21 protein-coding genes are annotated in these 26,566 nt (G+C 60.2%); 13 read left to right on the forward strand and 8 right to left on the reverse strand.

The window, feature by feature from the left end; translation table 11 throughout:
- The first annotated feature begins 82 nt into the window (after window positions 1-82).
- Entirely contained in the window at window positions 83-3,445 is a 3,363-nt protein-coding gene (locus LPW11_RS08725; protein WP_230997735.1) for an FG-GAP-like repeat-containing protein, read from the forward strand.
- Window positions 3,446-3,532: 87 nt separating this feature from the next.
- Here the strand turns inward: LPW11_RS08725 and LPW11_RS08730 are convergent, their stop codons facing one another.
- The 4 genes from LPW11_RS08730 to LPW11_RS08745 form a co-directional block, all read right to left on the reverse strand.
- On the reverse strand, window positions 3,533-4,324 hold the full coding sequence (locus LPW11_RS08730) for a TIGR03915 family putative DNA repair protein (protein WP_230997736.1): 792 nt from the start codon (window positions 4,322-4,324) through the stop codon (window positions 3,533-3,535).
- The gene (locus tag LPW11_RS08735; protein ID WP_230997737.1) at window positions 4,321-5,604 is read right to left on the reverse strand and encodes a putative DNA modification/repair radical SAM protein; all 1,284 of its coding nucleotides are present in this window, start codon (window positions 5,602-5,604) and stop codon (window positions 4,321-4,323) included. Before LPW11_RS08735 ends, LPW11_RS08730 begins: the two co-directional genes overlap by 4 nt.
- 634 nt (window positions 5,605-6,238) lie before the next feature.
- Complete coding sequence (locus tag LPW11_RS08740; RefSeq protein ID WP_230997738.1) at window positions 6,239-6,604, reverse strand: hypothetical protein; 366 nt, start codon at window positions 6,602-6,604, stop codon at window positions 6,239-6,241.
- A gap of 481 nt (window positions 6,605-7,085) precedes the next feature.
- A complete protein-coding gene (locus LPW11_RS08745) occupies window positions 7,086-8,177 on the reverse strand; it encodes a nuclease-related domain-containing protein (protein WP_230997739.1) in 1,092 nt (363 codons plus the stop codon).
- A gap of 486 nt (window positions 8,178-8,663) precedes the next feature.
- Between LPW11_RS08745 and LPW11_RS08750 the strand changes: the two genes are divergently transcribed.
- Complete coding sequence (locus tag LPW11_RS08750) at window positions 8,664-9,629, forward strand: REP-associated tyrosine transposase (protein ID WP_230997740.1); 966 nt, start codon at window positions 8,664-8,666, stop codon at window positions 9,627-9,629.
- A 444-nt stretch (window positions 9,630-10,073) separates the two neighbouring features.
- Here the strand turns inward: LPW11_RS08750 and LPW11_RS08755 are convergent, their stop codons facing one another.
- The 3 genes from LPW11_RS08755 to LPW11_RS08765 form a co-directional block, all read right to left on the reverse strand.
- Window positions 10,074-11,663 carry a TIR domain-containing protein gene (locus LPW11_RS08755; RefSeq protein ID WP_230997741.1) on the reverse strand — a complete coding sequence of 530 codons (1,590 nt, stop codon included), beginning with the start codon at window positions 11,661-11,663 and terminating at the stop codon, window positions 10,074-10,076.
- 356 nt (window positions 11,664-12,019) lie between these two features.
- On the reverse strand, window positions 12,020-12,463 hold the full coding sequence (locus tag LPW11_RS08760) for a single-stranded DNA-binding protein (protein WP_230997742.1): 444 nt from the start codon (window positions 12,461-12,463) through the stop codon (window positions 12,020-12,022).
- Between the two features lie 196 nt (window positions 12,464-12,659).
- Window positions 12,660-13,526, reverse strand: a complete 867-nt coding sequence (locus tag LPW11_RS08765; protein ID WP_230997743.1) for a glutaminyl-peptide cyclotransferase — start codon at window positions 13,524-13,526, stop codon at window positions 12,660-12,662.
- 458 nt (window positions 13,527-13,984) lie between these two features.
- Between LPW11_RS08765 and LPW11_RS08770 the strand changes: the two genes are divergently transcribed.
- The 9 genes from LPW11_RS08770 to LPW11_RS08810 all read left to right on the forward strand — a co-directional run bounded on the left by LPW11_RS08770 (window position 13,985) and on the right by LPW11_RS08810 (window position 22,505).
- Window positions 13,985-14,680: a lysophospholipid acyltransferase family protein gene (locus LPW11_RS08770; RefSeq protein WP_230997744.1), complete on the forward strand. Its 696-nt coding sequence runs from the start codon at window positions 13,985-13,987 to the stop codon at window positions 14,678-14,680.
- On the forward strand, window positions 14,681-14,863 hold the full coding sequence (locus tag LPW11_RS08775; protein WP_230997745.1) for a hypothetical protein: 183 nt from the start codon (window positions 14,681-14,683) through the stop codon (window positions 14,861-14,863).
- Between the two features lie 67 nt (window positions 14,864-14,930).
- Entirely contained in the window at window positions 14,931-15,326 is a 396-nt protein-coding gene (locus LPW11_RS08780) for a soluble NSF attachment family protein (RefSeq protein ID WP_230997746.1), read from the forward strand.
- Window positions 15,327-15,453: 127 nt separating this feature from the next.
- Entirely contained in the window at window positions 15,454-17,130 is a 1,677-nt protein-coding gene (locus LPW11_RS08785) for a ribonuclease J (RefSeq protein ID WP_230997747.1), read from the forward strand.
- A 229-nt stretch (window positions 17,131-17,359) separates the two neighbouring features.
- Window positions 17,360-19,705 (forward strand): DNA translocase FtsK, encoded by a 2,346-nt coding sequence (locus tag LPW11_RS08790; RefSeq protein WP_230997748.1) that lies wholly within the window; start codon window positions 17,360-17,362, stop codon window positions 19,703-19,705.
- Between the two features lie 244 nt (window positions 19,706-19,949).
- The gene (locus LPW11_RS08795; RefSeq protein ID WP_230997749.1) at window positions 19,950-20,516 is read left to right on the forward strand and encodes a glycine cleavage system protein R; all 567 of its coding nucleotides are present in this window, start codon (window positions 19,950-19,952) and stop codon (window positions 20,514-20,516) included.
- A complete protein-coding gene (def, locus tag LPW11_RS08800) occupies window positions 20,516-21,022 on the forward strand; it encodes a peptide deformylase (RefSeq protein ID WP_230997750.1) in 507 nt (168 codons plus the stop codon). Before LPW11_RS08795 ends, def begins: the two co-directional genes overlap by 1 nt.
- Window positions 21,023-21,095: 73 nt before the next feature.
- Window positions 21,096-21,815: a cytochrome c biogenesis protein gene (locus tag LPW11_RS08805; protein WP_230997751.1), complete on the forward strand. Its 720-nt coding sequence runs from the start codon at window positions 21,096-21,098 to the stop codon at window positions 21,813-21,815.
- 9 nt (window positions 21,816-21,824) lie between these two features.
- Window positions 21,825-22,505, forward strand: coding sequence for a cytochrome C biogenesis protein ResB (locus tag LPW11_RS08810; RefSeq protein ID WP_230997752.1), 681 nt, complete (start codon window positions 21,825-21,827; stop codon window positions 22,503-22,505).
- Window positions 22,506-23,100: 595 nt separating this feature from the next.
- Here the strand turns inward: LPW11_RS08810 and LPW11_RS08815 are convergent.
- Window positions 23,101-23,676, reverse strand: a complete 576-nt coding sequence (locus LPW11_RS08815) for a peptidylprolyl isomerase (protein WP_230997753.1) — start codon at window positions 23,674-23,676, stop codon at window positions 23,101-23,103.
- A 747-nt stretch (window positions 23,677-24,423) separates the two neighbouring features.
- Here LPW11_RS08815 and LPW11_RS08820 point away from each other — a divergent pair.
- Both LPW11_RS08820 and LPW11_RS08825 read left to right on the forward strand, forming a co-directional pair.
- Complete coding sequence (locus LPW11_RS08820; protein ID WP_230997754.1) at window positions 24,424-25,833, forward strand: phosphoglucomutase/phosphomannomutase family protein; 1,410 nt, start codon at window positions 24,424-24,426, stop codon at window positions 25,831-25,833.
- A 171-nt stretch (window positions 25,834-26,004) separates the two neighbouring features.
- Window positions 26,005-26,496: a roadblock/LC7 domain-containing protein gene (locus LPW11_RS08825; protein ID WP_230997755.1), complete on the forward strand. Its 492-nt coding sequence runs from the start codon at window positions 26,005-26,007 to the stop codon at window positions 26,494-26,496.
- Window positions 26,497-26,566 lie beyond the last annotated feature (70 nt).

Genomic DNA, 26,566 nt, shown 5'->3' on the forward strand with positions numbered 1-26,566 from the left:
ACGCTAAAATGTCCGAGTTGTTCTTCAATGTCATGCAATGGTACTCCGGGGGCGCAGCTTCCGCCGGAGCCGGGAGGAAGCAATGTCCACGCTGCACATCACCCGCCACGTCTTTCTCGCCGCAATCTTCCTTTTCAGTCTCCTCCTCCACGGCTGCGGCGGCGGTGGCGGGAAGGTCCAGTCCGGCTCCTTGTTCGACCCCGCCGCCAAGTACCAAGGGAGCAGCGCGCAGGCGGTTATCTCCGCCGATAATGCGGAGGCGCTGGCGATGGGGGGGCTTGCCGGAGAAGGCTTCGGAGTCACCATGTCCTCCATCGGCAGAGGGAAGGCGGCGGCCCCCGTCACGGTAAAGGGCCTCCCGGCCCTCCCGCTCGCCCAGGATCTCAAGACGCTGGCGAGGCACCTCGACATCGCCAAGCATGCCGCCCAACTGAGGCCGCAGACTGCCACCGGCGCCCGCGCGAAGGCGATTCGCAACAACTCCTTCGTGGTGAACGGACCCGGCGGTGGCACCGCATCGTACTCGCTGCAGCTAAACGACGAGACCGGTAATTTCTACGGCAGCGTTTCCTGCAGCGGCTTTACTTCCAGCACTACCGTAATAGACGGGACGTGCGAGGTGCTGGGGACCTTCGACCTCAACCTGCAGGAAATCACGCAGATATCCCTCTCCTTCAGCTCCCTCTCAGTCACGGCGGGGGGCAATGCGTACACCCTGGCCGGATCGGCCTCCTGGACCTTCTCCTATCCCTCCTCCAACGAGGACCTCAACATGAACCTGGTGGTGAGGGACGGGAGCAGCTCCAAGACGTACTGGTACAGCGACTACCACGTCGACACCGCATACGGTTCGGACCGCGCAACTCAGACCATATCGGGCCGCTACTACGACCACGATCACGGCTACGTCGACATAGTAACACCCACTCCCCTGGTGGTTGCCTACAACAGCCAGTGGCCCTTCGAGGGGGCGGTGAGAATGAGTTCGGCCGGCGGGAGGTGGGTGAGCTTGACCTTCCACCCTACCACCTACGGGATCGAGGCGGAGACTAACGGAGATGGCGTTGTAGACTGGCAGGTAGAGCGACCCGGCAACACCGCACCCCCAATCAACATGGCCCCCAGCGCCGACGCGGGTCCAGACGCAAGCGCAGTCGCGGAGACAGAGGTGCAGTTGAACGGCAGCGCGAGCAGCGACCCCAACGGCGACATCCTTTCCTACTACTGGTCCTTCGACTCATTCCCGTCCGGAACCGGGTACCCCGGGCTCACCGGCTACAACACAGCCACCCCATCCTTTGTTCCCCAGAAGCCGGGGACCTACCAGTTGAGACTCCGGGTCTATGACGGCTACTACTCGGCCGAGGACACCGTTACGGTGACGGTTACCGCTGCCGTCCAGGCCCAGCCGTCGGCGCTGCAGCAGACCTGGCAGTTTGGCAACTACGGCTCGTACATCGGCCAGGCCGGTTTGTACACGACAGATCTCGACGGCGACGGTACACCCGAGGTGATTGCCGCCGCCTCCGCCGGCGGTTTCGGTAGCAACGTGCTGTGGTATGTGGTGAAGAAGAAGGGGAGCGGCGGCTTCGAGCAGGTCTGGCGTAGCGAGGACTATGGCGTCTCCATTGCGAGGATACTCCTCGCCGACATGAACGGCGACGGTAAGGAAGATGTCGTGGTCGCCCTGACCGACGGCTCGATACGATACTATGACGGTCCCACCCTGAAGGAGTTTGCGCGGCACACGCTCGCTCCGGGGCTTAGGGATCTCGCGGTGACGGACCTGGAGGGGGATGGCAAGAAGGAACTCGTGACGACGGACGGGTCGTCCCTCCGGGTGTACGGTGCCGCCAGTGGCGACCTCAAGTGGAGCAAAAGCAGCTTCGGCGGCACCTCTCTGGCTGTCGGCAACATCGATGGCGGCCCGGAGAAGGAGATTGTGACCACTTCGTACGGCGGCAAGGGGTACGTCCTGAGCGGCACCGCCGGCGCGGGGAAATGGGAGTATGTCAACGGCTTCGGGGCCCAGGTGAAGCTCGCGGATCTGGACGGGGACGGCATGGACGAGATTGTCGGTGCCTCGGCATGGTACAAGATCACCATCTTCGATGGCGATATCAGGAGCCCCGCTTGGGAGATCGCCACGGACCAGGACATAGACGCGGTGCTGGTGGCCGATGCCGACGGGGACGGAACCCCAGAAATCCTCTATGGTGACCGGCAGGGGGGCACGATTCACGCGGTAGACACCACAACCCACGCGCAGAAGTGGTCGATGTCCAACAATTATTATGCCGGCGTCTCCGGTATGGCCTACGCCGATGTGGACCTCGACGGCAAGAAGGAGCTCGTGTGGGGCGGCGGCGGGTCCACTACGTGGGCGGACCACCTCTTTGTTGCCGATCCGGCGACCAAGGTCATCAAGTGGCAGAGCCTCGATTCAGCCGGCCTCAGTCCCCTGGCCGTCGGCGACCTGGACAATGACGGCGTGGACCGTCTCCTCATGATCACCGAGTCCAGCAACAGCGGATACGACGGCGGGGTCATCCAGGTTTTCGATCCGCAGAGCCACGACCTTCTGGCCCAACAGAACCTGGGGCTTTCCGACTGGATGGGTGAGAACCGCGCGGTGCGCATAGCGGACGTCAACGGAGACGGCCGCAGCGAGTTCGTGCTGACAACCTCCAACACCTACGACGGTTTCATACGGATCTATGACGGGCAGAGTCGCACGGTGCTCGGGCAGACCGCCGCCTACAGCGGGAACTACTTCTCGACCCTCGCGGTGGGGGACGTAGACGGCGACGGCAAGATGGAGATTGTCGCGGGACAGGGGCGAGCCCACAGCGGCGCGCCGGGGGTTTACCTGATGGTCTTCGACGGGACCACCTTCGGGCAGAAGTGGAAGAGCATCGACCTGGGAAGCCACGTCTATGACGTGAAGCTTGCGGACCTGGACGGGGACGGCAGGATGGATATCATCGCCTCGACCTACAACCGCCTGATCGTCTACGACGGATCGACGCACGTACTGAAGCTCATGGCGGAGAGTCCCGCCCGCGCCCTGGAGGTGGCGGACGTGGACGGCGACGGCGTCCAGGAGATCCTGGTCGGGCGCGACGATGGGAAGATCGATGTGTACAACGGCGTGAGCTTCGCGATAGAGAGGACCGTCTCCACCTACAGCACCTCGGCGGTGGACGCGCTAAAAGTGGCGGACCTGGACGGCAGCGGCACCGGAAAGTGGCTGGTGGCGAGCGGCGGGATCCTCACCGTCCTCGATGGGCAGGGACTCTACTGGCGCAGCGGATACCTCGGCGCCTCCCTCGGCAGGTCGAACAGCATCGCGGTGAAGGACACCGACCGCGACCGCCGTCCCAACATCTTCATTGGAAGCGCCACGGTGCTGTACCAGTTCAAGTCTATGGGTGCGCCCAGGTGAGAGTGGAATAGCCAAGGTACGGAACGAGGAGGAGAGGGCAGAATAGTTACAAATCTGCCGACGAGGTGAAGATATGGAGGGCGTCCTTTAGGGCTCTCGGCTCTCGCAGTTCTTGACTGCCTCGAACTCGACCAGGTGCTTGCGGTACTTCAGCGGCACGTGCTGTTGCTGCAGGGAGAGGTTGGAACGCTCCTCAATCGCCAGGTGCTGGAAGTAGCCCCGCCAGTAGCGGGCGATGTTTTCCTCGTCAGAGCTGGTGACCGGTGCGGCCACAAGCGAAACCTCCCGCACTGGGCGCAGCCCGTGGTCCGGATCCCAGAGGACGGCCTTATTCCGCCTGAGGTCGTGGATCATCCAGGGACGGTCTCCGATGCGATCGGCGAAATGGGGAGCTACGAACTCCAGCAGGTCAGCGTCCGGTTCGAAGCGGGCATAGAGAAAGGTGCATCCGGTGCAGATGACCTCCCGGAACCGGAGCAGCCCCAGGAAGCGGTGGGCCTCACGCGCCACCTGACGCGCCAGACGGCGCACCGAATACACCGGTTCCTCCGCGAGCATGCCGTCCAGCCGCCTGCCGAGCGTCAGCCCCAGGCGCAGGTAGCTCCAGAGGAGCATCTCAACGTCCCCCTTTTCGCTGTGGAAGGCGTAGCGAACCGTCTCATACGCTTGCGGCGAAACAGCACTCTGGAACCGCTTACGGAAACGGCGCACAGTATCCTCGTCCGCCGCCACCGGGTGCCGCAGCTCCGCGAAGAGCCCTCCCTGGCATTGATCCCCTTCCCGCTCGAAGCCGTCCGGCTCCACACCCCCCTCAAGGGAGTGGGCGACCGCACAGATAAACCCCGCGAAGCTGCCGTCGTAGAGATAGCGCGTAGTCACAGCTCCCCCGTGAGCATCGAGAGGTCCGCCCCGCCGCTGAAAAGGTCCAGTTGCTTCAGTCTTTCCCCCTCTCCCCCCGCCATCAGCAGACGCGCCACCCGGTCGACATAGAATTTGGGGCCGCCGAGATGGCGCCCGCCGGCGGTCAGGAAGTGGCGCGCCCGCTTGAGCACCACTCCCAGCCGTTTTAACTCGGCCTCGCCCAATCTGGTCTCTCGCCGTGCGGCCACGATGCGCTTTGCTGAGCGGACGCCGATTCCCGGCACCCGCAACAGCGTATCGTAGCCGGCCTGGTTCACCTCCACCGGAAAATTTTCCAGGTGACGCAGAGCCCAGTCGCTTTTGGGGTCAAGACGCGGGTCAAGGTTGGGGTGCGCGTCGTCCAGGAGCTCATCGGCCCGGAAGCCGTAAAAGCGGAGCAACCAGTCGGCCTGGTAAAGCCTGTGCTCCCGCAATAGCGGAGGCGTGGGGAGTTCGGGGAGCCGGCGGTCCGTCGAGCCGGGCACGAAAGCCGAGTAATAAACCCGCTTCAGACCGAGGCGGCTATAGAGACCTTCGCTGAGCGTGATGATCTCCCGGTCCTGCTCAGGTGTCGCCCCCACGATCAACTGGGTGCTCTGTCCCGCGGGGGCGAACTGCGGCGCCTTGGGGGACTCCTTTGCCGCCAAACGGGAGGCGGCAATCAGCTCACTCATCTGGCGCATGGGGGTCAGCAGCAGTTCCTGCGGCTTGTCAGGAGCTAGCAGTGCCAGGCTCCGCTGGCTGGGAAGCTCCATGTTTATGCTGACGCGGTCAGCGTAGCTTCCCGCCTGCGCGACCAGGAGGGGATCGGCCCCCGGCACCACCTTCAGGTGGATGTAGCCGTTAAACCTCTCGTCCTCGCGCAGCTTGCGAACCACAAGAATCAGCTGTTCCATGGTCCAGTCAGGAGATCGAGCCACGCCGGTGCTGAGGAAGAGACCTTCGATATAGTTGCGGCGGTAGAACTCCATCGTGAGCCGCACCAACTCGTCCGGGGTGAGCGCGGCGCGCGGGATGTCGTTGCTGCTGCGGTTGACGCAGTAGGCGCAGTCGTAGATGCAGCTGTTGGTAAGGAGGATCTTCAGCAATGAGACGCAGCGGCCGTCAGCAGTCCAGCTGTGACAGATCCCACTCGCCGCCGTTCCCCCGACCCCGCCGGGAGTTCCCTTGCGGCTGCTGCCGCTGCTGGAGCATGAAACGTCGTACTTGGCGCTGTCAGCCAGGATCTCCAGGCGTCGTTCCAAAGGTTGTGCAAACATGTACCCCTCCGTAGTCGCGGCTGCTTAAGGATCGCATGGTAGCAGATGGTCGTGACACAATAAGTCACAACCGCTGAACGCATAATGATGCATGCAACTCCAATCATCATTGTTGGGATAAGATGGCTAACCGGATTCCAGATCAACGCTTATTTCCGGGCTCCTATCGTAGGTCTGCAACAAGGATGATCATGTCTGCGGGAGGTTTCATCGCCGCTGCAGCTGTGATGACAAGGGCTGCGGCTCATATCACGATGCCTGCCGCGCCCATTACATGGATGCAGAGTAGAAGACACGACGTTGGAGTGGAATAAATGATGCCTGCAGAATGGATGATGAAGTCTACGGCATGGAGGGCAATATTTGCGGCGTAGGTGATGATGTCTGCGGGTTGGACGATGATAGTTGCGGCTCCGATCACAGTGCCGGCGGGGTGCATAATGAGGTCTGCGGCATAGACGAGCGGATCAGCGGCGGGAGTAATGTTCGTTATTGTTGAGGCCGTTAGCGGCGGTAGGTAGCGGGAGCCCACCTCCTGAAAAGGCCCGCCACTTCAAAGAGCACGCGAAATGACGGGCCTGCGATGGAGACCACGGGGCGTGCCTTCTGGCAAGGAACGTATCATACTCGTCAGCTACTCCTTTTCACTCACTTTACTCTTCCCTTTGCGGCTCCTTGTCTTCTTGAGCCGGAAGGCCTCTTTGAGGTGTGTGAGGTCATCATCTGAGACCGCCTCGAGGAAGAGCGCGACTTTGCCCAGTCTCTTCTTCGACTCCGCTCGCCACTTGTTCCGCAGGGCGACCTGGCGCGAGTCATGATACTTTGACTCCTCAAAAGCTCGCTGAAAGTTGTCGATAGCTTCCTTTATCTCCTCCAGTGTTGGTACACCTGGCGGGGCGCTCTTCACGAGCTCGATTGTTGCCAGCGCCGAGTAGCACCCCAAGGCCTCCGCGAGAAATTCCGAATCCGTCCCGCTGAAGCCCAACAACGCCTTCGTCATGGGTACCTCCTTTTCGACCGATATTTCCCGTGGTCCCCGCGTCGCCTGTAAAGGGTAGTACATGGTAATGAGGATGCAACTGCATATGGGGGCCCTTTACTCAAGCTTGTACCAAGGGTAGCCGCTGGGGCTGCCTTTTACTTGCGTCCGAGAGGCACTGATGGCAGCGCACAGGCTAAACTAGATAGATTAAATGTAGAGTAGGCAATAACAGAGGAAAGGGCTCGGTCGAAGGAAAAAGCTGGAAAGGTCGCGGAGTGTTTTGGACATCCTTCAAGGGAGAACACAAAACAGGCTCGTCGTGAATGAAAAGAATGAGCACCACTTCGAGAGGATGCAAGCATTCGCTCGATTCACGCTGCTGGTGCGCGCTTTGACAACGAGATCAACATCATCTGTCAGTAGAAGGGCATCATCAGCAACTGGAGGGGGGACCATTTGGGATATGAGCGATAACGATGACAAGTGCACGCACTGATGATCACGCAGACTGGCAAGTCCGGCAGAGAACCTTTCCCCCGAACCGCTTCTTGTTCATTCGGCAGAAGTAGGCAACCTTCTTATCCACTGAAGTCCCGCAGCTGTCACATTTCCCGTGTCCTTTTTCTTCCGTGTCCGCCATATCCGTCAGGTCGATGATATCGGGCTCTTCGACAGATACCGGCTTCTTCTGGCAAGTCTGGCAGAGGACTTTCCCGCCAAACCTCACCTTGTTAATCCTGCAGAAGTAGACGACCTTGCTCTCGACCTCAACGCCGCAGGATTCACACCTCATGTTCTTCGCCTGGTTGGCGGTCCCATAAGTCACCGGCTCCTCCTTTACGGCCGCGTTGCCACTCTGGACGCACACACCGAACTTGTCCGCGTAGTTGATTTTCGCGGGTCGATGGAGGCGAGCCAAGGACCGGGCGAAGGTTTCCAGCGTTTCAGTCGACACCATCTTCGCCGCCGTTGCCAGGGTATTGACCACTCCCATCGCATCGACACGCTTTCCGATCGATTCCACCAGGGCATCAGCCTTGATAACCATGCTCGCATCAAATTTGGCAGCGGCAGGGCGATCAATCCGGGAATTGGGCGCCACCAGGACGTAATTGTGATACGCCGCAGGCATGGTAATGCCCAGTCTTGTCGGCAGCAGCTCGCGCTGATTTACAACCTTCTCCAGCAGGCTGATATGCCTTTTGTTCTGTTCAATCGGGGATTCGATTCCGACGTAGGACTTACCGTTCCAGGCGAGGAACTCACCTTCAGGGGAAATTTTAATGCCGTAATAGTAGTTCTTCGATTCCAGTACGTAGATATCGAGAAAGCGGTTGATGAGCAGATGGTCGATTTGTGCCACGAAGCCCTTGAACTCCAGCCGCAAGTCATGAATGATGGCCCAGTTGGGGCTGTCGTGGTACCGGAAATTGATGTAGTAGGCGGAGCTTTCCTCCCCCCGGACGCCGGAGCCGATGCACTTGGCTTCTCGCTCTATCAGGAACCGCTGTTTAGCAGAGATTTGATATTGCAGCAGCCGATGCAATTCCATCACATCGGTTCCGCGGTCGTCACTATTCTTGATAATCATCCTCGTCCTCCAGCATGGTGTGGCGAAGGACTATACCAGACCCCTCCGGTACATATCAACCCTGTGGAAGAGGGGGACGCCCTGAAAGCGCCGGTAAAAGCCGGCGAAGAGTAGGAGGTGCAAGTCGTCCATATAGTAGTGAGAAGCGATCAGCCATAGCCCCGAGTGGTGCGTTGGCCCATCGTAAGGTGGGAAGGGAAGCGTTCACAGGGGGACATGTACGCATGGCTATTGAGCTCCGAAACCACCCAATCCGAGTGCCGACCTATTAGGGCGGCGGGGAAGGCAACATAGTTCGCCGCGATAGCGCGAGTGGTGAATCGGCTCGGCGGAGTCAGAGAGCCAGGGCATGCATGCAAGCTGTTTGCACGGAAACCGGGAGAGCACATGGGCGGGGAGCGAGGGGTCGCGTCTGTACATTTACAAAAACTAATCCTTTAGTATGGTGGATGGCGAGTAGTCATCTCATCAACTGTAGGAGGACCTATGTCCCGAGCGCTACGGATGGAATACCCCGGTGCCTTTTATCATGTGACCTCACGAGGAAATGAACGGAAAGAGGTATTCAAGACGCAGAAGGATCGGGAGAAGTTCCTGGAGTATCTTGGGAGTGCCACGGAGCGCGATGGGGCGATCATCCATGTCTGGTGTCAGATGAGTAATCACTACCACCTGCTTCTGGAGACGCCTCGCGGCAACCTGTCAGAGATAATGCACCACGTGAATGGAGCCTATACCACTTACTTCAACGTCAAAAGAAAAAGGTCCGGTCATCTCTTCCAAGGGAGATACAAGGCTATTCTTGTCGAGGCAAGTCAATATGCCACTGAGATTTCCCGATACATTCATCTGAATCCGGTACGGGCAGGCATAGTGGAGCGCCCTGAAGAGTACCAGTGGTCGAGTTACCGAGGCTACATTGGGGAAGGCCCAGTTCCAAGGTGGTTGCGGACGGAATTTATCGAGGAGTTTTTCGGGACAAAGACCAAAGAAGCACAGGTGAAGTACCGCGGTTTCGTGGAGGAGGCGCTCAACGGTGAGTGCGAAAGCCCGTTAGCGGGAGTGGTAGCGGGGTCGATACTGGGTAGGGAGGATTTCGCGGAGACCGTCATTGCCGCGTACCTAGATAAGGACGAGAGAGACGTCAATGTGCCTGCGCTGGGGCAGATATTGGTACCGGCAGGGCCTGCGCCTGAAGAAATCGTTGGGACGGTTGAAGCAGTTTTTGGTGACAGCAAGAAGAAAGCACGTCAGGCAGCGATGCACTTTTGCCATAGGTACAGTGGGGCGAAGCTTCGTGAGATAGCAGGACTATTCGGAGTAAAGGATGCGGCGATTACTGCCGGAAGCCGCCGCTTCGCGGTGCAGTTGGAAGACGATGCGAGGTTGAGGGAGATGGCGGAGACGGTAAGGAAGGCGCTGGAATTTAAAATGTACAGACGCGACCCTTAGCAGTTTCAGTGGGGCGAAGCTTCGTGAGATAGCAGGACTATTCGGAGTAAAGGATGCGGCGATAACTGCCGGAAGCCGCCGCTTCGCGGTGCAGTTGGAAGACGATGCGAGGTTGAGAGAGATGGCGGAGACGGTAAGGAAGGCGTTGGAATTTAAAATGTACAGACACGACCCTTAGCTTAGCCTCTACCCTTAGCTTAGCCTCTCTGCAGCGCAGCCAAGCATCTGGGACGGCGTCCATCAGGCCATGCAGCGCCTTTTCGGGTAGGTAGGGGGCACCCCCCCCGAGATCCGAAGATCGTGCTGATCCTGGAGGACCAAGCCGCAGAGCGGTACCTGGAGTTGCGGCCGTGGCAGAATCCTACGGGATCATGGCGCCGTGGGGCCCGTACCTTCGGCTGCTGCCACTAAATGCTAAGCGTGTAAACGCACGCCGGCTTGCATTTATTCAGCTGCAACCGCAGCGACCGCAACCGGTGCAGGTGTAAGTGCAGGCTCTGGCTTAGGCGCCTCCGTTGCCAGCTGGACCTTTTCGGCCAAAATATCAGCGGCACGTTCAATTTCTACCTTACGAAGGTCGACATGGCCGACTGTATCGGCAATGCCGACGACCTTCACGTCGTCAACAAGGAGCGGAAGGAGGTATTCCTGTGTTCTCTTCTTCGCAGCGCTCTTTCCGATAGAGACCTCGAACTCTGTCCAGTCCCGCTCGGGGTAGGTTTCCGACAGAAACACGACCATATACAACGCCTCGGAAGAGTAGACTTGTGCCAGCAAAACCCGGAGGTCCTGGCCCCAAAGGAGCGCTTGCTGGTCGAAGTCATAGAATACGGAAAGACCCCTATCCTCGAGAGCCCGGACGAATTCCTCAACCGTCGGCCTGATTTCCCCGGCAAAGGAGACAGCAACATCATAGGGGTATTGCGAGTTCCGGATCGTGATGCGCTTGCGGATCTCTTCGATGTCCACCAAGTTCATGTAGAAGCGGAAGGTGGGATCTTCGATCGAAATGGCTTTGCCTTTCACGAAGTGAATCGTGTCGTCCAGGCCTTGCTCAGAGATGACCTCTTCAAGATTGTTCAAGCAGTTATAGAAGGATGTAGCCTTCCGCTTCCGCTCCTCTCGCTCAGGTACAACCCCGACAACGTCCTGGTAAAGGCTAGCCGTTGGAATCTCGGAGCGACGGTCACGGGCGATGCAAGTGACAATATCGAAGTACGTGTTGTGAACGGCTCGAGCTCGGCGCTTCCCTTGGGCCAGCCCCACAACCTTGTTCATGTACTTCGCGTGGAAGACCCGAAGTACGGACTCCCTCAGGTCTTTCAGGTCGTAGTGGATGTCCTTGGGATCGCCTTCAACGGTTTCGTCCACTTCGGCCTCGATGCAGCAAGTCTTGCAGATGACCTGGATGACGGACGGAACGCAATTGGAGGCGGCAATTATTTGTCCGCAGAGGCTGTCGCCGAACTTGACGTTGAGGGCTTCTTCTCCGAGGCGGATCAAGGTGCGCACGAACCCCTCGTCTTGCTCCCTCATCTCAAACGGGTCATTCCGGATCCCGAGTTCTGGATCCGCACCGTAGAGGTCCGCTGCGGAAGATGCAATACCGATCACGACGAAGCGGACGTCCTTCTCGTGCCATAACTTCAGGAGCTTTGCGATTTCGAGCTTAGCTCCAGTGGAGAGGTGATGGAAATCATCGATCACGGTGAAATAAACAAGCTTCAGCAGGTCGGTGATTTCATCGAAATCCTCAGAGCTACGCAGCGCGCGTGCGAGGACAGATAAGCCGGCATCTACACCTGCGAATTGGCGACCATTGATCCAAAGGATGTCTTTGGGGGATATTCCGAGTTCCCGGAGAGCATGCGTAACGAGGGTGGTTTTCCCGGTGCCAGAGGCACCAGATATGGTTACATGCTTCCCCTTCGTTTTGAACGAGGATCGGATGTGGGCGAAGTTGCTCGGCGGTACAAACGTGACCTCTGGATATGCTGCTTCGTTGAAGACCTGTTCAAGAGTGAAGGTTTTCATGCTTGGGTTACCTGCCTGATCTTTTTGAGCCACTTTAGACTAAGTGCCTTCATTGGAGCAAGGCGAAAAATTCGTGGCGCGGAGAAGAAACCGTCTCCTGATCCCCGGGCCGCCCCGGGGCCTGCTCGCCAGCCCAGGCCAAGAGGCAGCGGGGGTACCCCGCCGTGCACGAGGTCGCTCGGAATGGTGGGAGAGGGACGGGGAGTAGGCGTGCCCGACTTGTGTGAAAGAACGGGACGCCCTAGAAATTTGCGTTCTCCTTTCACATCTTCATACGACTTAGAGGGTAGAAGAAAAATGAGCCGTACCCCGAAGAGTTACGGCTCATTCTTTACGACATCATTTTTTTACCTACGTTAGAACGGGATCTCGTCGTCCGCGTTGAAGACCGGCTCGTCGTAGGTGCTCCCCTGGCCGTAGCCGCCGCCCTGGGAAGGGCGGGACTGCTGGCGCTGGCCGCCGCCTTCGCCTTTGCCGGAAAGCATCTGCATCTTCTCGCCGACGATCTCGGTGGTGTAACGATCCTTGCCGTCCTTGTCCTGCCATTTCCTGGTCTGCAGGCGCCCTTCGATGTACACGGTCTTTCCCTTGCTCAGGTACTCGCCTGCGATCTCCGCAAGCCGCGCCCACAGGGTGACGTTGTGCCATTCAGTCTTCTCTTCCCACTCGCCGTTCTTGTTCTTGATACGGTCCGAGGTCGCCAGCGAGAAGGAAGCAACTGCGGTACCCGATGCGGTATAGCGCAGCTCCGGATCCTTTCCGAGGTTTCCGATCAGCATCACCTTGTTAAGACTGGCCATTCTTTCGTTCTCCTTTTTTTCTCTTATCAGAATTCCAAAACTTATCGTCACCGGCACCATCCGGAGCCGGACGCGTTGGCGGTTCAGGTGCCGCGCATATTACAACAATTTCCGGGACCAAGCAAAGGAATATCCTCGGCAAGAAAGGGGGGATGCGAAGGTTGGGGTCACCCTGCTTGCGACGCCAGAGGCAAGATCAGGACCTCGCCTCCTCCAGCCGGATCTCGAAGAACTTCGGCCAGCGCTTTCCCGTCACCACCAGCCGGTCGTTGGTGGCGTCGTAGGCGATGCCGTTTAATACATCTGTCCGCTCGCGCTCCTCCGGGAGGAGGAGCCCCTTCAGATCTATCCACCCCGTTACCTCCCCCGTCGCGGGATTTATCTTCACGATATAGTCGGTGCGCCACACGTTGGCGAAGATCTCCCCTTTTACGTACTCCAGCGCGTTCAACTGCGCCAGCGGGACGCCGTGGCAGGTGACCTTGATACTCCGGTCGGTTGTGAAGCCGTCGGGATTCACGAAGCGGATCGTGCTGGAGCCGTCGCTGACGATCAGGTGCGTGTCGTCGTGGGTGAGCCCCCACCCTGCTCCATCGACGCTGAAGTCCCCCACGTGGCGCAGGTTTTCCCTGTTGTAGATGAATCCCGCGCCGGAGAGGGTCAGCTGGTAGATGCGGTCGTTGAAGACGGTGATCCCCTCGGCGAAGTACTCGCCGGGGATGCTGCGCCTCTCGATGACTTGCCCGGAGCCGGGCACGATCTGCAGGAGCGCGGAGGCCTCGTACAGCCCGCTGCTTTCCAGCAGCGTCCCCTCGTGGAAAACGATCCCTTCGGTGAAGGCCCAGTTGTGGTGCGGCCAGCTTTTCACGACCTTGTAGGTGTAGAGGGGGATCGGGCGTCGTAACGGTCTTGCAGCCGCTGGCGAGGCGCCGGTTGCCTCTCCGGCCGTCCTGGTCGTGGAACGTACCAGTGTCTCAACGCTGGGGGCGCAGGAGGTGAGGGTGAGGGACGCGAGCAGGAGAAGGGGTGACGCAAAAAGTGTGGGGGCAATCTTGATTTTCATAGCAAAGGGGGCTGCTTTGAACCCGGGACAGGAGCAGCCTGCCTGTGCATCAGGGGGGGCTTCAACGGTGATGGGCCCAGAATCCGGGGTCCGGGTCGCCGCAACATAGTTTGGGCAGAACCCCCGGAGCCCTCCACCCCGGATTCCAGTGTACTGGTCAATATACCAATTCTTTCGCAAAGTCAACGTTTTATGCGCGGCTGCAAAAGGTGGTCATGTCGAGAAGGCTCTGGAATGGGGGTGCGCTCTCAGCCAACTCCCGGCGGCCGCAACGAAGGGAGCCCACGGGGTGTGGCGGATCTTTAAGCCGCGGGCTCCAGCACAATGCTTACCGCAACTTTCCACCCTTTCAAGGGGGGGGGCCTAAACGGCGTCGGGGCGACCGTTCATCGCCATAATTATTTGACTCCGCCTGTAAAAGCAAGTAAGTTAGCCGGGATAAATTCCGGAGTGTGTGAATGCTTAAATCCCGTCTGTACCTGCTTTTCCTGGTTACCTTTACCCTCTTTTGCTCAGCCGGCGCCGTCATCGGCGGCCTCATCGATAAAAGCGGTGCCCTCTCCCATTCCTGGGCCAGGTTTTGGGCGTTCGGCTGCCTGAAAGGGGGGGGAATCGGCCTCGATGTGCGGGGGGCGGAGCTGGTCCCGACGGACGGTCCCGTCATCTACATGGGGAACCATCAGGGGAACTTCGACATTCTCGCCCTCACCCGCGCCATTCCGCGCCGCTTCTCCTGGGTCGCCAAGGAGGAGCTCTTCCGCATCCCCCTCTTCGGCGGGGCGATGCGTCGCGCCGGCTACATCCCGCTCGACCGCAGCGACGGCAGAAAGGCACTGAAAAGCATCCAGCAGGCCGCAGCCGTCATCAGCGCCGGGCGCAGCGTGGTCATCTTTCCCGAGGGGACCCGCACCCTGGACGGCACGCTCCTCCCCTTCAAGAGAGGCGCCTTCATCCTCGCGGCGAAGGCGGGGGTTCCGATCGTTCCCTTCACCATAAACGGGAGCAGGGAGATCAATCCCCCCCATACTACAATTCTCAATCCCGGGACCATCAGCATCACCTTTTCCGAGCCGGTCTACTGCAGCGGCGAAAAGGATGCGGCTCTCATGGACCGGGTGCGTGAGGCGATTTCGGCTCACCTGGAGGTGGCATAGATGTTGGCTCTTCATTTGTTGATGATCGCCGCGGGGCTCGCGCTGATCTTTTGGGGACTCCCTGCGGCGCACCGCCTGAAGAGCCCGCTGGACAAGGCGGCCGCTTTCGGGATTCTCTCCGGCGTCGTCATTGCGCTCCTGGGGGTGCTCCTCACCATGGCGCCGGACTTTTTCAAACGATAACCCCGCCGTCCTCCTCTGGTTTAGAGGCCGGGACAAGCGCGACTCGTGCATTTTCAAGGAAATCAGAATGGCAAAAAAGCTGGCTCTCAACATCGCCCTCGTCGCTGTGGTATCGATCGTCCTGCTGTGGGGTAACACCCTGTACCGTCAGCACGTCCAGTTCGACAAGGGTGAGAAAGCGTATGCTGCCGGGGACTTTGTCGGTGCAGTAGCCGGGTACGATGCGGCGATCCACATGTACACCCCGGGAAGCTCCCTCGTGGAGCGCGCCGCCCAGAAACTGTGGGAAATAGCCGAGGTGTGCGAGCGCAGTGGCGATGTCCCCCGTGCTCTGGTGGCGTACCGGTCCCTCAGAAGCGCCTTTTATGGCGTCGCCGGCCTCTATTCCCCCGGGACCGACTGGATCGCCAAATGCGATGCACGCATCGCGGGACTGGTGCAGAGGCAGCAGGGGCAACGGTAAGAAATTTTCGATCGCGGCAGTCTCCGGTGCGTCCACCCCCACCGATGCTTGCGGGGCGGACGAAGCAGCCGGCGGCTGAGAGAGCGTCTCGTTATATAAAACGGCTGCCGCGACAGAAGGAATGTAAGTGGAAGAAACCTGCAATGTGAGCAGTGGGCTCAATTTCATAGCGCTGGGGGGGCTCGGAGAGATCGGCCTCAACATGGCTGCCTTCGAGTACGGCGATGACATCGTTATCGTCGATTGTGGACTCATGTTCCCCGAGCCGTACATGCTGGGGATCGACATGGTCATCCCCGACATCTCCTACCTCCTGGAGCGGGCCGACAAGGTCCGCGCCATCCTCCTCACCCACGGACACGAAGACCACATAGGGGCGCTCCCCTACGTGCTGCGCGACCTCAATGTGCCGATCTACGGCACCGCCCTCACCCTCGGATTCGTGAAGGAGAAGCTGAAGGAATTCGAGCTCGACGAGAAGGTCGACCTGCGCGTGGTGCGACCGCGCGACAAGGTCTCCCTCGGCGCCTTCGAGGTGGAGTTTTTGCGGGTCGCCCACTCCATCGTCGACGGCTGCGCCCTCGCCATCAGCTCCCCCGAAGGGGTGGTGATCCACACCGGCGACTTCAAGCTGGACCAGACCCCGGTGGACGGCGAGCTCACCGACCTCGCCTCCTTCTCCCGCTACGGCGAACAGGGTGTGCTCGCCCTCATGGCCGATTCCACCAATGTGGAGCGCGAAGGGTTCACCCTGTCGGAGCGCCTGGTGGGGGAGGCTTTCCAGGAGATCTTCCCGCGCTGCACCGGGAGGGTCATCGTCGCCGCCTTCTCCAGCAACATCCATCGCGTGCAGCAGGTCGTGGACGCCGCGGTCCGCTGCGGCAGGAAGGTCCTCCTGAACGGCCGCTCCATGGTGGCGAACGTGCAGATCGCCCGGGAGCTCGGCTACCTGCGCGTGCCGGAGGGGCTCCTCATCGACCTGAAGGAGCTGCCGCGGCTCGCCAAGGATGAGGTGTGCATGATCACCACCGGGAGCCAGGGGGAGCCGATGAGCGCGCTTACCCGGATCGCGATGGATGACCACAAGCAGATCAAGGTGGAAGAGGGGGATACCGTCATCCTCTCCTCCCGCTTTATCCCGGGCAACGAGAAGACGATCTCGGACCTCATCAATCACCTGTACCGCCGGGGCGCGGAGGTCATCCACGAGAAGGTCTCCGAGGTGCACGTATCGGGGCACGCCAGCCAGGAGGAGTTGAAGATCCTGCACAACCTGGTGCGGCCGCGCTTTTTCATCCCGGTGCACGGCGAATACCGGCACCTGGTGAAGCACGCCCAGCTCGCCCAGCGCGTCGGCCTCCCGAAGGAGCGCTGCATCCTCGCGGTGAACGGCGACGTCGTCCTCTTCGCCGGCGGGGAGGCGTGCATCGCGGACAAGGTCGAAACTGGGCGGGTATTCGTGGACGGCAAAGGGGTGGGGGACGTAGGCAACATGGTGCTTAAGGATCGCAAGCACCTCTCCCACGACGGGATGGTGGTGGTCATCATCGGGATCAACCAGGTCTCCGGCGAGATCATTTACGGGCCGGACATCGTGTCGCGCGGCTTCGTCTTTGAGGACGACAGCCAGCAGTATCTCGACGAGGCGAAAAAGGTCGTGCTCGACACCCTCGCGCTGGTAAACACCGAGGTGCTCGCGGACTGGAGCGAGGTGAAGCTGGAGGTGCGCCGGGTGCTGCGCCGTTTCTTCAACAAGACGCTGGAGCGCCGGCCGGTTATTCTGCCTTTGATTATGGAGATGTAGGAGGGGAAACTCTGCCTGACGTCCCCTCTACCTTGACGGGAGGGGGACAGGGGGTGGGTGAAGCTGCCATATGCTCTGATGATGGCACCCTCCCCCCCACCCTGTCCCTCCCCCGCAAGGGGGGAGGGGACGTTCCGCCGACTCTCTCCTGAATTTTTCTGATGAACTTTTTACCCTGTCTGGCGGGGGCCGGAAGTGAAATGCGGCCACACGAGAAAGAATGAATGATATGAGCACTGATCAAGTCGCGGAAAAGAAAGAGAAGTTCACCAAGGAGATGAAGGGGATACTCCTGGCGGCAGGGGGGATATTCCTCCTTGTGGCGCTCGCCTCCTATCACGGCGAGGACCTCTCCTTCAACAGCGTCTCCACCTCGGCGGAGACCCACAACCTCGGCGGGCGCTTCGGTGCGCAGCTCGCGGACGTGGCGCTGCAGATCTTCGGCCTTGCCTCCTACGTTATCCCCGGCACCCTCCTGTACCTCTCCTACCGGGCCTTCTCCTCGGAATGGGTCCGCTGGCGCACCTACAAGAACGTCGGCTTCGCCCTCCTCATGGTCTCCCTCTCGGCACTTTTCGCCTTCAACCTGCAGTTCACGGAGTTCTTCGGGCAGCGGGTGCCGACCGGCGGCTTCGTCGGGTACCAGACCGCAACCCTTCTCACCAAAGGGTTCGGAAAGGTCGGCGCGCTCCTCATCATCCTCCCGATGCTCGCCGCCGCGGCGATGCTCCTCTCCCGCTTCTCCCTCGTCCTTTTCGCCAACTGGTCTGCCGGGGCTATCAAGGAGCGGTGGGCCCTGGCCCAGGAGCGGCGGGCTCTCATGCGCGAGCTCGGGGAGGAGAAAGAGTCCAAGGGGGAGAAGGCAGAGAAGAAGAAAAAGGATAAGCCCGCGCCGGTCATCAAGCCCGCTCCTGTGGCGCCCCCCCAGACGATGGCGGTGGCGAAGAAGGAGAAGAAGCGGGACGAGCCGAAGACTCCCCCGATCCAGGAGGCCTTCGACTTCATCAAGGCGGAAGGGGATTACCGCACCCCCCCCCTGTCGCTCCTCGATCCTCCGCCGGAGGGTGTGAAAAAGCAGGACAAGGAGACGCTGACCATGAACGCCCGTCTCCTGGAGAAGAAGCTGAAGGACTTCGGCGTCGAGGGTGAGGTCGTGGAGATCTGCCCGGGGCCGGTCATCACCATGTACGAATTCTCCCCCGGCCCGGGGATCAAGGTAAGTCGCATCGCGGGCCTGTCCGATGACCTCTCCATGGCTCTGCAGGCGCTCTCCATCCGTATCGTAGCACCGATTCCCGGAAAGGGTGTCGTCGGGGTCGAGCTCCCGAACAAAGACCGGGAGATGGTATCGCTAAAGGAGATCTTCAATTCCGACGCGTTTCACACCGGGAAGATGAAGCTCCCGCTGGCGCTCGGAAAGGACATCGCCGGGTTGCCGCTCGTGACCGACCTCGCGCGCATGCCGCACCTCCTGGTCGCCGGCTCCACCGGCTCCGGCAAGTCGGTGGCGATCAACACCATGATCCTGTCCCTTCTGTACACCTCCACGCCGAACGACGTGCGCCTCATCATGGTCGACCCCAAGATGCTGGAGCTCTCCGTGTACGAGGGGATACCGCATCTGCTCCTCCCCGTGGTCACCGACCCGAAGAAGGCCTCCCTTGCCCTCAAGTGGGCGGTGGAGGAGATGGTGCGCCGCTATCGCCTGATGGCGGACAAGGGGGTGCGTAACATCGGCTCCTACAACGCGGAGCTGGAGCGCAGCGAGAAGGAGAAGGCCGAGAAGAAGGAGAATGCCCCCGAGGTTTCGGAGGACGAACCGATCGAGCTGCACGAGTCGCTCGAGCAGGAAGATGTTGACGAGATGGAGGCGCGGGAGGCCGCGATCCAGGAGTATCTCGCCAAGGAGGATGAACTGGAGCACGGGCACCTCCCGTACATCGTGGTGATCGTGGACGAGCTCGCCGACCTCATGATGGTGGCCGGCCGCGAGATCGAGGAGTCGATCGCCCGACTGGCGCAGATGGCCCGTGCCGCCGGGATCCATCTCATTCTCGCCACGCAGCGCCCGTCCGTCGACGTCATCACCGGCCTCATCAAGGCGAACTTCCCGGCGAGGATCTCCTTCCAGGTTTCCTCCAAGATCGACTCCCGTACCATTCTCGACACCAACGGTGCGGAGAGCCTGCTGGGGATGGGGGACATGCTCTTCCTTCCGCCGGGCACCTCGAAGATGCTCCGTTCCCACGGGGCCTTCGTCTCCGACGCCGAAGTGCAGCGGGTGGTGGAGTTTTTGAAGAAGCAGGGAAAACCTGTGTACGAGAAGTCGATCCTGGAGATGAAGGCGAGCGACGAGAAGGGTGGCGCCGACGAGGAGGAAGTGGACGAGCGCTACGACGACGCGCTGGCGCTGGTTGCAGAGGCGCGGCAGGCGTCGATCTCCATGATCCAGAGGAGGCTGCGGATCGGCTACAACCGCGCCGCGCGGATCATCGAGAAGATGGAGCAGGAAGGGGTCATCGGCCCCTCCGACGGCACGAGCAAACCGCGTGAAGTCTACGTGAACAAAATCTAGAGGCGGGTTTTGTCCGCAGATTACGCAGATTCACGCAGATTTTAAAAGCGCACTTCAATTACTTGGAAGAGGAAAGGCTTGTCATCCGCAGATTACGCAGATTCCGCAGATTTTGAATCAAACAAAATCTAAGATACGTGGCATACCTAATCCTTAGCAGGCTAACATCGTCCGTCTTCAGGTTTTTAATCTGCGTAAATCTGCGTAATCTGTGGACAGAAGCCTTTTTATAAAGGGAGCTACCATGACTGATTGTCGCAAAGCCAACCTCGCGCACTACGCGGTTACCATCATCGGCAAGGACCGCCCGGGGATCGTGGCGCAGACTGCGGAGATCCTCTACCGCCTCGGCTGCAATATCGAGGATTCCAGCTGCACCATGCTCGGGGGGCAGTTCGCTACTATCTACATCCTCTCGCACGAGCTTCCCTTCCAGCGCGAGCTGCTGGAGGAAGGCTTCTCCAGCATCAGCGCCACGACCGACCTCTCCGCCTTTATCCGCGAGCTGAAGGATGACGAGGTCTGCTACCAGGAGCCGCAGGGGGAGCTTTGCCTCGTGTCGGTGTACGGCAGCGACAAGCCCGGCATCGTGTACAAGGTGACGCGGGAGCTTGCCGACCGCGGCGTGAACATCACGGACCTCAACACGAAGCTGATCGGAACGCCGGAGTCCCCGGTGTACGTTCTCATGCTGGAGGCGGCGCTGCCGGAGGGGATGAGCGTGGACGACGCGGCACTCCTCCTGGAAAACCTGAGGAAAGAGCTGAACGTGGAGATCTCTGTTCGCCTCATCACGCCGGTCGCACTGTAATGGCTGTCCGTCCTATCGTGCTCTACCCGGACCCGATCCTGAAGACGCCGACGGCGCTCGCACCGGGGCTTGACGCTGAAGTGCTCTCCCTTGTCCAGGATCTCGTCGACACCATGCACGCCGGTCCCGGCTCGGTGGGGGTGGCCGCTCCGCAGATCGGGGTCTCCCTCAGGGTCTGCGTCGTGGACGTCTCCGAAAACCGCCGCGGCAAGGAGAATAACCACGGCACGCTCCTCATGATCAATCCGGAGATCCTTGCCAGAAGCGGCGCCGCGGTCATGCGCGAAGGGTGCATGAGCGTTCCCGACTACACCGGCGACGTGGAGCGGGCGACAGAGGTTACCGTGCGCTTTCTGGAGCCGGGCGGGGAGACGAGGGAGATCACGGCGACAGGCTTCGAGGCGGTGGCGATCCAGCACGAGATCGACCACCTTGACGGGTTCCTTTTCCTGGACAGGATCACCTCCCTGAAAACCGGCCTGTTCAGGCGGAAGAACTACAAGTAGATGGCGCGCGTTCACCCTCCCCTTACGAAGGGGTTTGATCAGTACGCTGGTTGCAGTCGCAGGGGGCTTTCAGTTGAAGTACCTTTTGATCGGTAGTGCCGCGCTCTACCTCTTTGGGGCGGGGCAGCGGTTTGTTTTTCTGGCGGCGGTGGCCGTGGAGCTCTGCTATCTGGCGCTGCGCGGGGTGACGCTGGGGAGGCTCCCGCTGATCGGCCCGCAGGATACCCTCGCTTTCTTCTCCACCTCCATCGCGGTGATGTCCCTTCCCTTTCTTTTCCTGAAGGACCTCGAGGACCAGCGTGGCTTTCGCTGGAGCTGCGGCGCACTTGCCGGGCTCTTCGCGCTCCTCGCGCTTCCCTTTCCGACCCTCAACATGCCGCTCCCGCCGATCCTCGACACCTACTGGTTCGAGCTGCACGTGGCGCTCGCCTTCTTTGCCTACGCCCTCTTCGGGGTGGCCGCGCTCTTTGGCGGCGCCTTTCTTTTCGAGCCGCGCAAGATCCTCCTCGATCTGCAGTACCGGGCCGCACTGGTGGGATACAGCTTCTTTTCCCTCTCCATGGTGAGCGGCGGTATCTGGGGGTACTACGCGTGGGGGACCTACTGGCTGTGGACGGCGAAGGAGCTCTGGACTGCGATCCTGTGGCTCTTTTACTCGTGCTATCTCCACCTGCGCTACAAGGGGCAGAGTTGGGACCGCGCCGTCGCCTGGCTCGGCATCGTCGGCTTTCTGGTCACCCTTTTCACCTACCTCGGCGTGAGCATGCTGATGCGCAGCTCGCACAGCTTCTAGGGGGAACCAGTGCTCAAGACCTGCTACGAAAAACTCTCCTCCCTCACGCTCGGCCTCTGGCTCATGGCGCTGGTCATGCTTTTCCTCGCCATCGGCTCCTTCTCTCCGGGAAGCTCCGAGCAGGGGGGGCTGAACGACGTGCCCCTCTTTGTCTGGCTAAAGGAGATCCCTCTTCCGTTCTCCTGGTGGCTCTGGCTGGCGCTCCTCCTTCTGGTCGTTCTCACCGTCAACACGATCCTGTGCACGGTCGAGGCGCTGAAGCGGAAGGGGAGGGGGCTCGGGCCGCACCTCATGCACGCGGGATTTCTGCTGGTCGCGTTCGCCCACCTCTGCTCCGCCTACGGCAGCTTCAAGGAGCCGGTGCAACTGCGCCAGGGCGGCTCCCTCGCCTTTCCCGACGGCGCCTCCTACAGAATAGAGCGCATCCATGCGACACAGGGGGCGATGGGGATGATGAGCGACTACGGGATCGAGCTGCGCGCCCCCGATGGCAGGTTGCTGGACAGCCGCCCGAACCACCCGGTCTTTCACCGCGGCTACGGGATCTACGTGAAGCAGGTGGCACTGGAGCCGGAACCCGCGGCGCTGGTAGAGGTGCACCGCGAACCGGGCGCGATCCCGGCACTGGCGGGAGCGCTGATCTTCACGGTCGGCAACATCATGCTACTGGCGGCGCGACGCGGGAGGTAAGGCGAAAAGCCTTTTATCCGCAGATTACGCAGATTTCGCAGATTACATATACGCAGATTCGCGACTGATCAAACGGGCTAGCGAAAGAAGCGGCGGGGCAAGCGTCTTAAGGTAGGGTTTAAATGAATCCGCGGAATCTGTGTAATCTGCGAACAAAGCCCTTTTAAGGTTGTGCAGATTTGAATACATGCAGATTCTCGACTGATTAAGCGAAGTAACGGTAGGAACGACGAGGAAAAGGGGGCGCCGCGGGAGGTAAGGCGAAAACCTTTTATCCGCAGATTACGCAGATTTCGCAGATTACATATACGCAGATTCGCGACTGATCAAGCGGGCTAGCGAAAGAAGCGGCGGGGCAAGTGTCTTAAGGTAGGGTTTAAAAATCTGCGGAATCTGCGTAATCTGCGGACAAAGCCCTTTAAGGTTGTGCAGATTTGAAATGGGGTACGATAGGAACGACGGGGCAAAGGGACTCGGGGTAGGATTTTGAAATCTGCGGAAATCTGCGTAATCTGCGGACAAAAGCCTTCCAGCTTTTCTGCGGAGGAAAGCTGATACGAAGAAAGGGCGCCTCGCAGCGCCCTTTCTCTTTTTCCTATTTGGAGATGATCCGCACGCCCTTGATGATGATCGGCGTGGTCGGTACGTCGGGGAAGCCGCGCTGGTTCCCGGTGGGGGTGGCGGCTATCTGGTCGACTATGTCCATACCGGAGACGACCTTTCCGAATACGGCATATCCGGGGTTGTTTGCCGAATGGTTCAGGAAGTCGTTGTTCACCACGTTGATGAAAAACTGGGCTTTCGCGGAGTCGGGGTCGTTGGTGCGCGCCATGGCAAGGGTGCCCCGGTCGTTTTTCAGCCCGTTCGCGCCTTCGTTCTTGATGGACGGTCGTGCCGGCGCCTTCGGCGCCATGTCCTTGGTGAACCCGCCCCCCTGGATCATGAAGCCGGGAATGACCCTGTGGAAGATCGTCCCGTTGTAATAGCCGATCTTCGCGTACTCGAGGAAGTTCTCGGTGGAGATCGGGGCCTCCTTCTGGAAGAGCTCGATCCTGATGTTGCCGAGGCTCGTCTCAATGACCAGCATCGGGTTCTTCACCTTCACGATCGCAAGAGCGCTGCCAGCGCAGCAAAGAACCAGGATCAGCGTACAGATCACTCTTTTAAGCATGACTCATTCCCCCTCTTCGTTTGATATCTTGCCGAGCGTTTATAAAGCAATTCTATCCCGTGGTCAACTCTTCCGGCCTCCCAAAGGTGCACAAAAGGTTTGACATTGTTTTTGCCGCCATGGAGAATGGCGGGTCTGTTTTTGCCAAGCGCCTGCCCGCGCGGCTTCAGCGGCGGCTCGCGCTTTACAGATCGCACTCACTCCCGCGGCGCCATCTCGCTTATACTATAGGAAAGCATTTCACCGATGCACGCGAACTCTAGTCCCCCCCTTTGCAAAGAGGCGCGGGCCTCGCGTCCCCCCCTTTGCGAAGGGGGGACAGGGGGGATTTGCCTTGGCCACCAGCGTCCCGCAAAGTGCGCAACTGCTGTGGTCTCAAGAGCAATATCTTTGATCCCAGTTCGCAAAAAAACTGGTGGTGCCTATGTCGTTGATCTTTAGGGTGCGGCAGCACTACGGTCCGATGACCGAGATGTACTGTTAAAGGGGCTGCGCCTGGACGAGACTTGAAGATCAAATCCCCCCTGCCCCCCCTTCGCAAAGGGGGGAACGTCAGGCCTTTTACAGTGCTTCGTGGCAATGTACTCACGCTCCCCCGGAGTTCTCGGATGAACCTTCGCAAAGGGGGGGACGTGATAGCCGTGCCTACTCCTTTGGGGCACTCGAATTCTGGTTCCCTGAGACCGGAAAAAGCAGGTGACTCGCCGCGACGGCGACCAAAAAAACTTACCAGGAGGTATAGCTGGCGTGCAGATACAATTCGGAACCGACGGCTGGCGTGGCGTCATCGCCGACACCTTTACTTTTGACAATCTCTCACTGGTGGCGCAGGCCACCATGGACTACCTGCACCGTGAAGGGCTGGCGCAGAAGGGGCTGGTGATAGGGTACGACAGGCGCTTCCTCTCCAGGGAATTTGCCGAGAGGGTCGCGGAGATCGCGGCGGGCAATGATATCCGCGTGGAGCTCTCCGATGGCCACGCCCCCACCCCGGCGGTTTCCTGGGCGGTATTCGAGCGCGGCGCAGGCGCCGGCGTCATGATCACCGCAAGTCACAATCCCCCCCGCTACAACGGTTTCAAGATAAAGGAAGCATTCGGCGGCTCCGCACGCCCGAGCACCACGAAGGCGCTCGAGGCTGTCGTGGCGGAGAACATGGCCAGCGGCCGCAGGGTCGAGTCGATCCCGCTCGCCGACGCGCTCGCCTCCGGGATGGTGCGGCGCTTCGATGCCTCCGCCCCGTACCTGGCCCAGTTGGAGCGCTACGTGGACATCGAGGCGATCCGGGGGAGCGGGATCGCTGCGGTCGTCGATCCGATGTTCGGCGCCGGGTGCGGCATCCTGCCGAAGCTGGTCCCGGGGCTCGTGGAAATAAACGGCACCGAGAACCCCTCCTTCGGCGGGCATCCGCCTGAGCCGATTGCGGAGCACCTCGAGGAGCTCGGCGCCCTCGTCGCCAGCGGCAAGTTCAAGGTGGGGCTCGCGCTGGACGGTGACGCGGACCGCATAGGCGCCGTCGACGAGAGCGGCGAGTTCTTCTCATCGCACAAGATATTCACGGTCCTCCTGCGCCATCTCTACGAGCGAAAAGGGGTGCGGGGGGGTGTGGTGAAGACGGTTTCCACCACGAGGATGATCGATCTCCTCGCGGAGAAGTACGGGCTTCCCCTGTACGAGACCCCGATCGGCTTCAAGCACATCTGCGAGCTGATGCTGGAACACGACATCCTCATGGGTGGCGAGGAGTCCGGCGGCCTCGGCGTCAAGGGGCACATCCCGGAGCGCGACGGGATCCTCATGGGGCTTCTCCTCCTCGAGGCGATGGCGACGAGCGGCAAGGGGCTGCGCCAGCTCCTGGAAGAGACGATGGACGAGATCGGGCACTTCTACTACTCCCGCATCGACCTCGGTATAGAGCAGTCCGCGAAAGAGCGGCTGGTGCGCGAGCTCTCCGCCGGCGGGATCGATACCATCGCGGGGCTGAAGGTTGTGGAGACGAACTTCAGGGACGGCTTCAAGTTCATCTTTGCCGATCGCTCCTGGCTCCTGATCCGCCCCTCCGGGACGGAGCCGGTGCTGAGGCTGTACAGCGAGGCGGGGAACATCGAGCAGGTGAACTCCTTGCTGAGCGCCGCGCGGGGGATCGCGGGGGTATAGCAGCCGCAGTCGAGTGGAGCGTCGAAGGGGACAGTGAAAGGGGACAGTCCCCCTGATTAAGGGGACTGTCCCCCTCACCGACTTGCCTCCTGCGCCCAAGAATCTTGAAATGGCCCAGCACATTTGCTATAACGTCCGCTGGCCGAAAATATTTCCACACAAGGAGTCACCATGGCGAATCCTCAGATGGTTATGTACGATGAGGAATTCCAACAGATAAATGCTGTCATTGAGAAGCTTTTGCGGGAAGCGAACGCCAAGGTCATCTTCCTGGTGGACAAGAACGGCCAACTTATCACGGGGTGCGGCGAGACCGAGCGTTTCGACACCACCTCCCTTGCCTCCCTGACCGCAGGGAACATCGCCGCCACCGGCGGCCTCGCGAAGCTCATCGGCGAGAAGGAATTCTCCATCCTCTTTCACGAAGGGGAGAAGGACAACCTTCACATCTCCATCGTCGCCGGCAGGGTAATTCTGGTCGTCCTCTTCGACAGCCGCTCTTCCCTGGGCCTGGTTCGCCTGAGGGTGAAGAAGGCCTCCGAGGAGCTGAGCGCCATCTTCGGCCGACTGACGGAAAAGGCGGCAGAGAAGGAGAAGAGCGGCGAGAGCGACTTCCCCTTTGCCGAGATCACCGACGACGACATCGACAATCTTTTCAACTGACACGGGACCATCTCCCGCTCCTGCACACGTTCAGGTTCCTGAGAAGGAAACCGGCCCGCACCATGGTCAT

Origin of the sequence: Geomonas sp. RF6, assembly GCF_021044625.1 — a bacterium.
GTDB lineage: Bacteria > Desulfobacterota > Desulfuromonadia > Geobacterales > Geobacteraceae > RF6.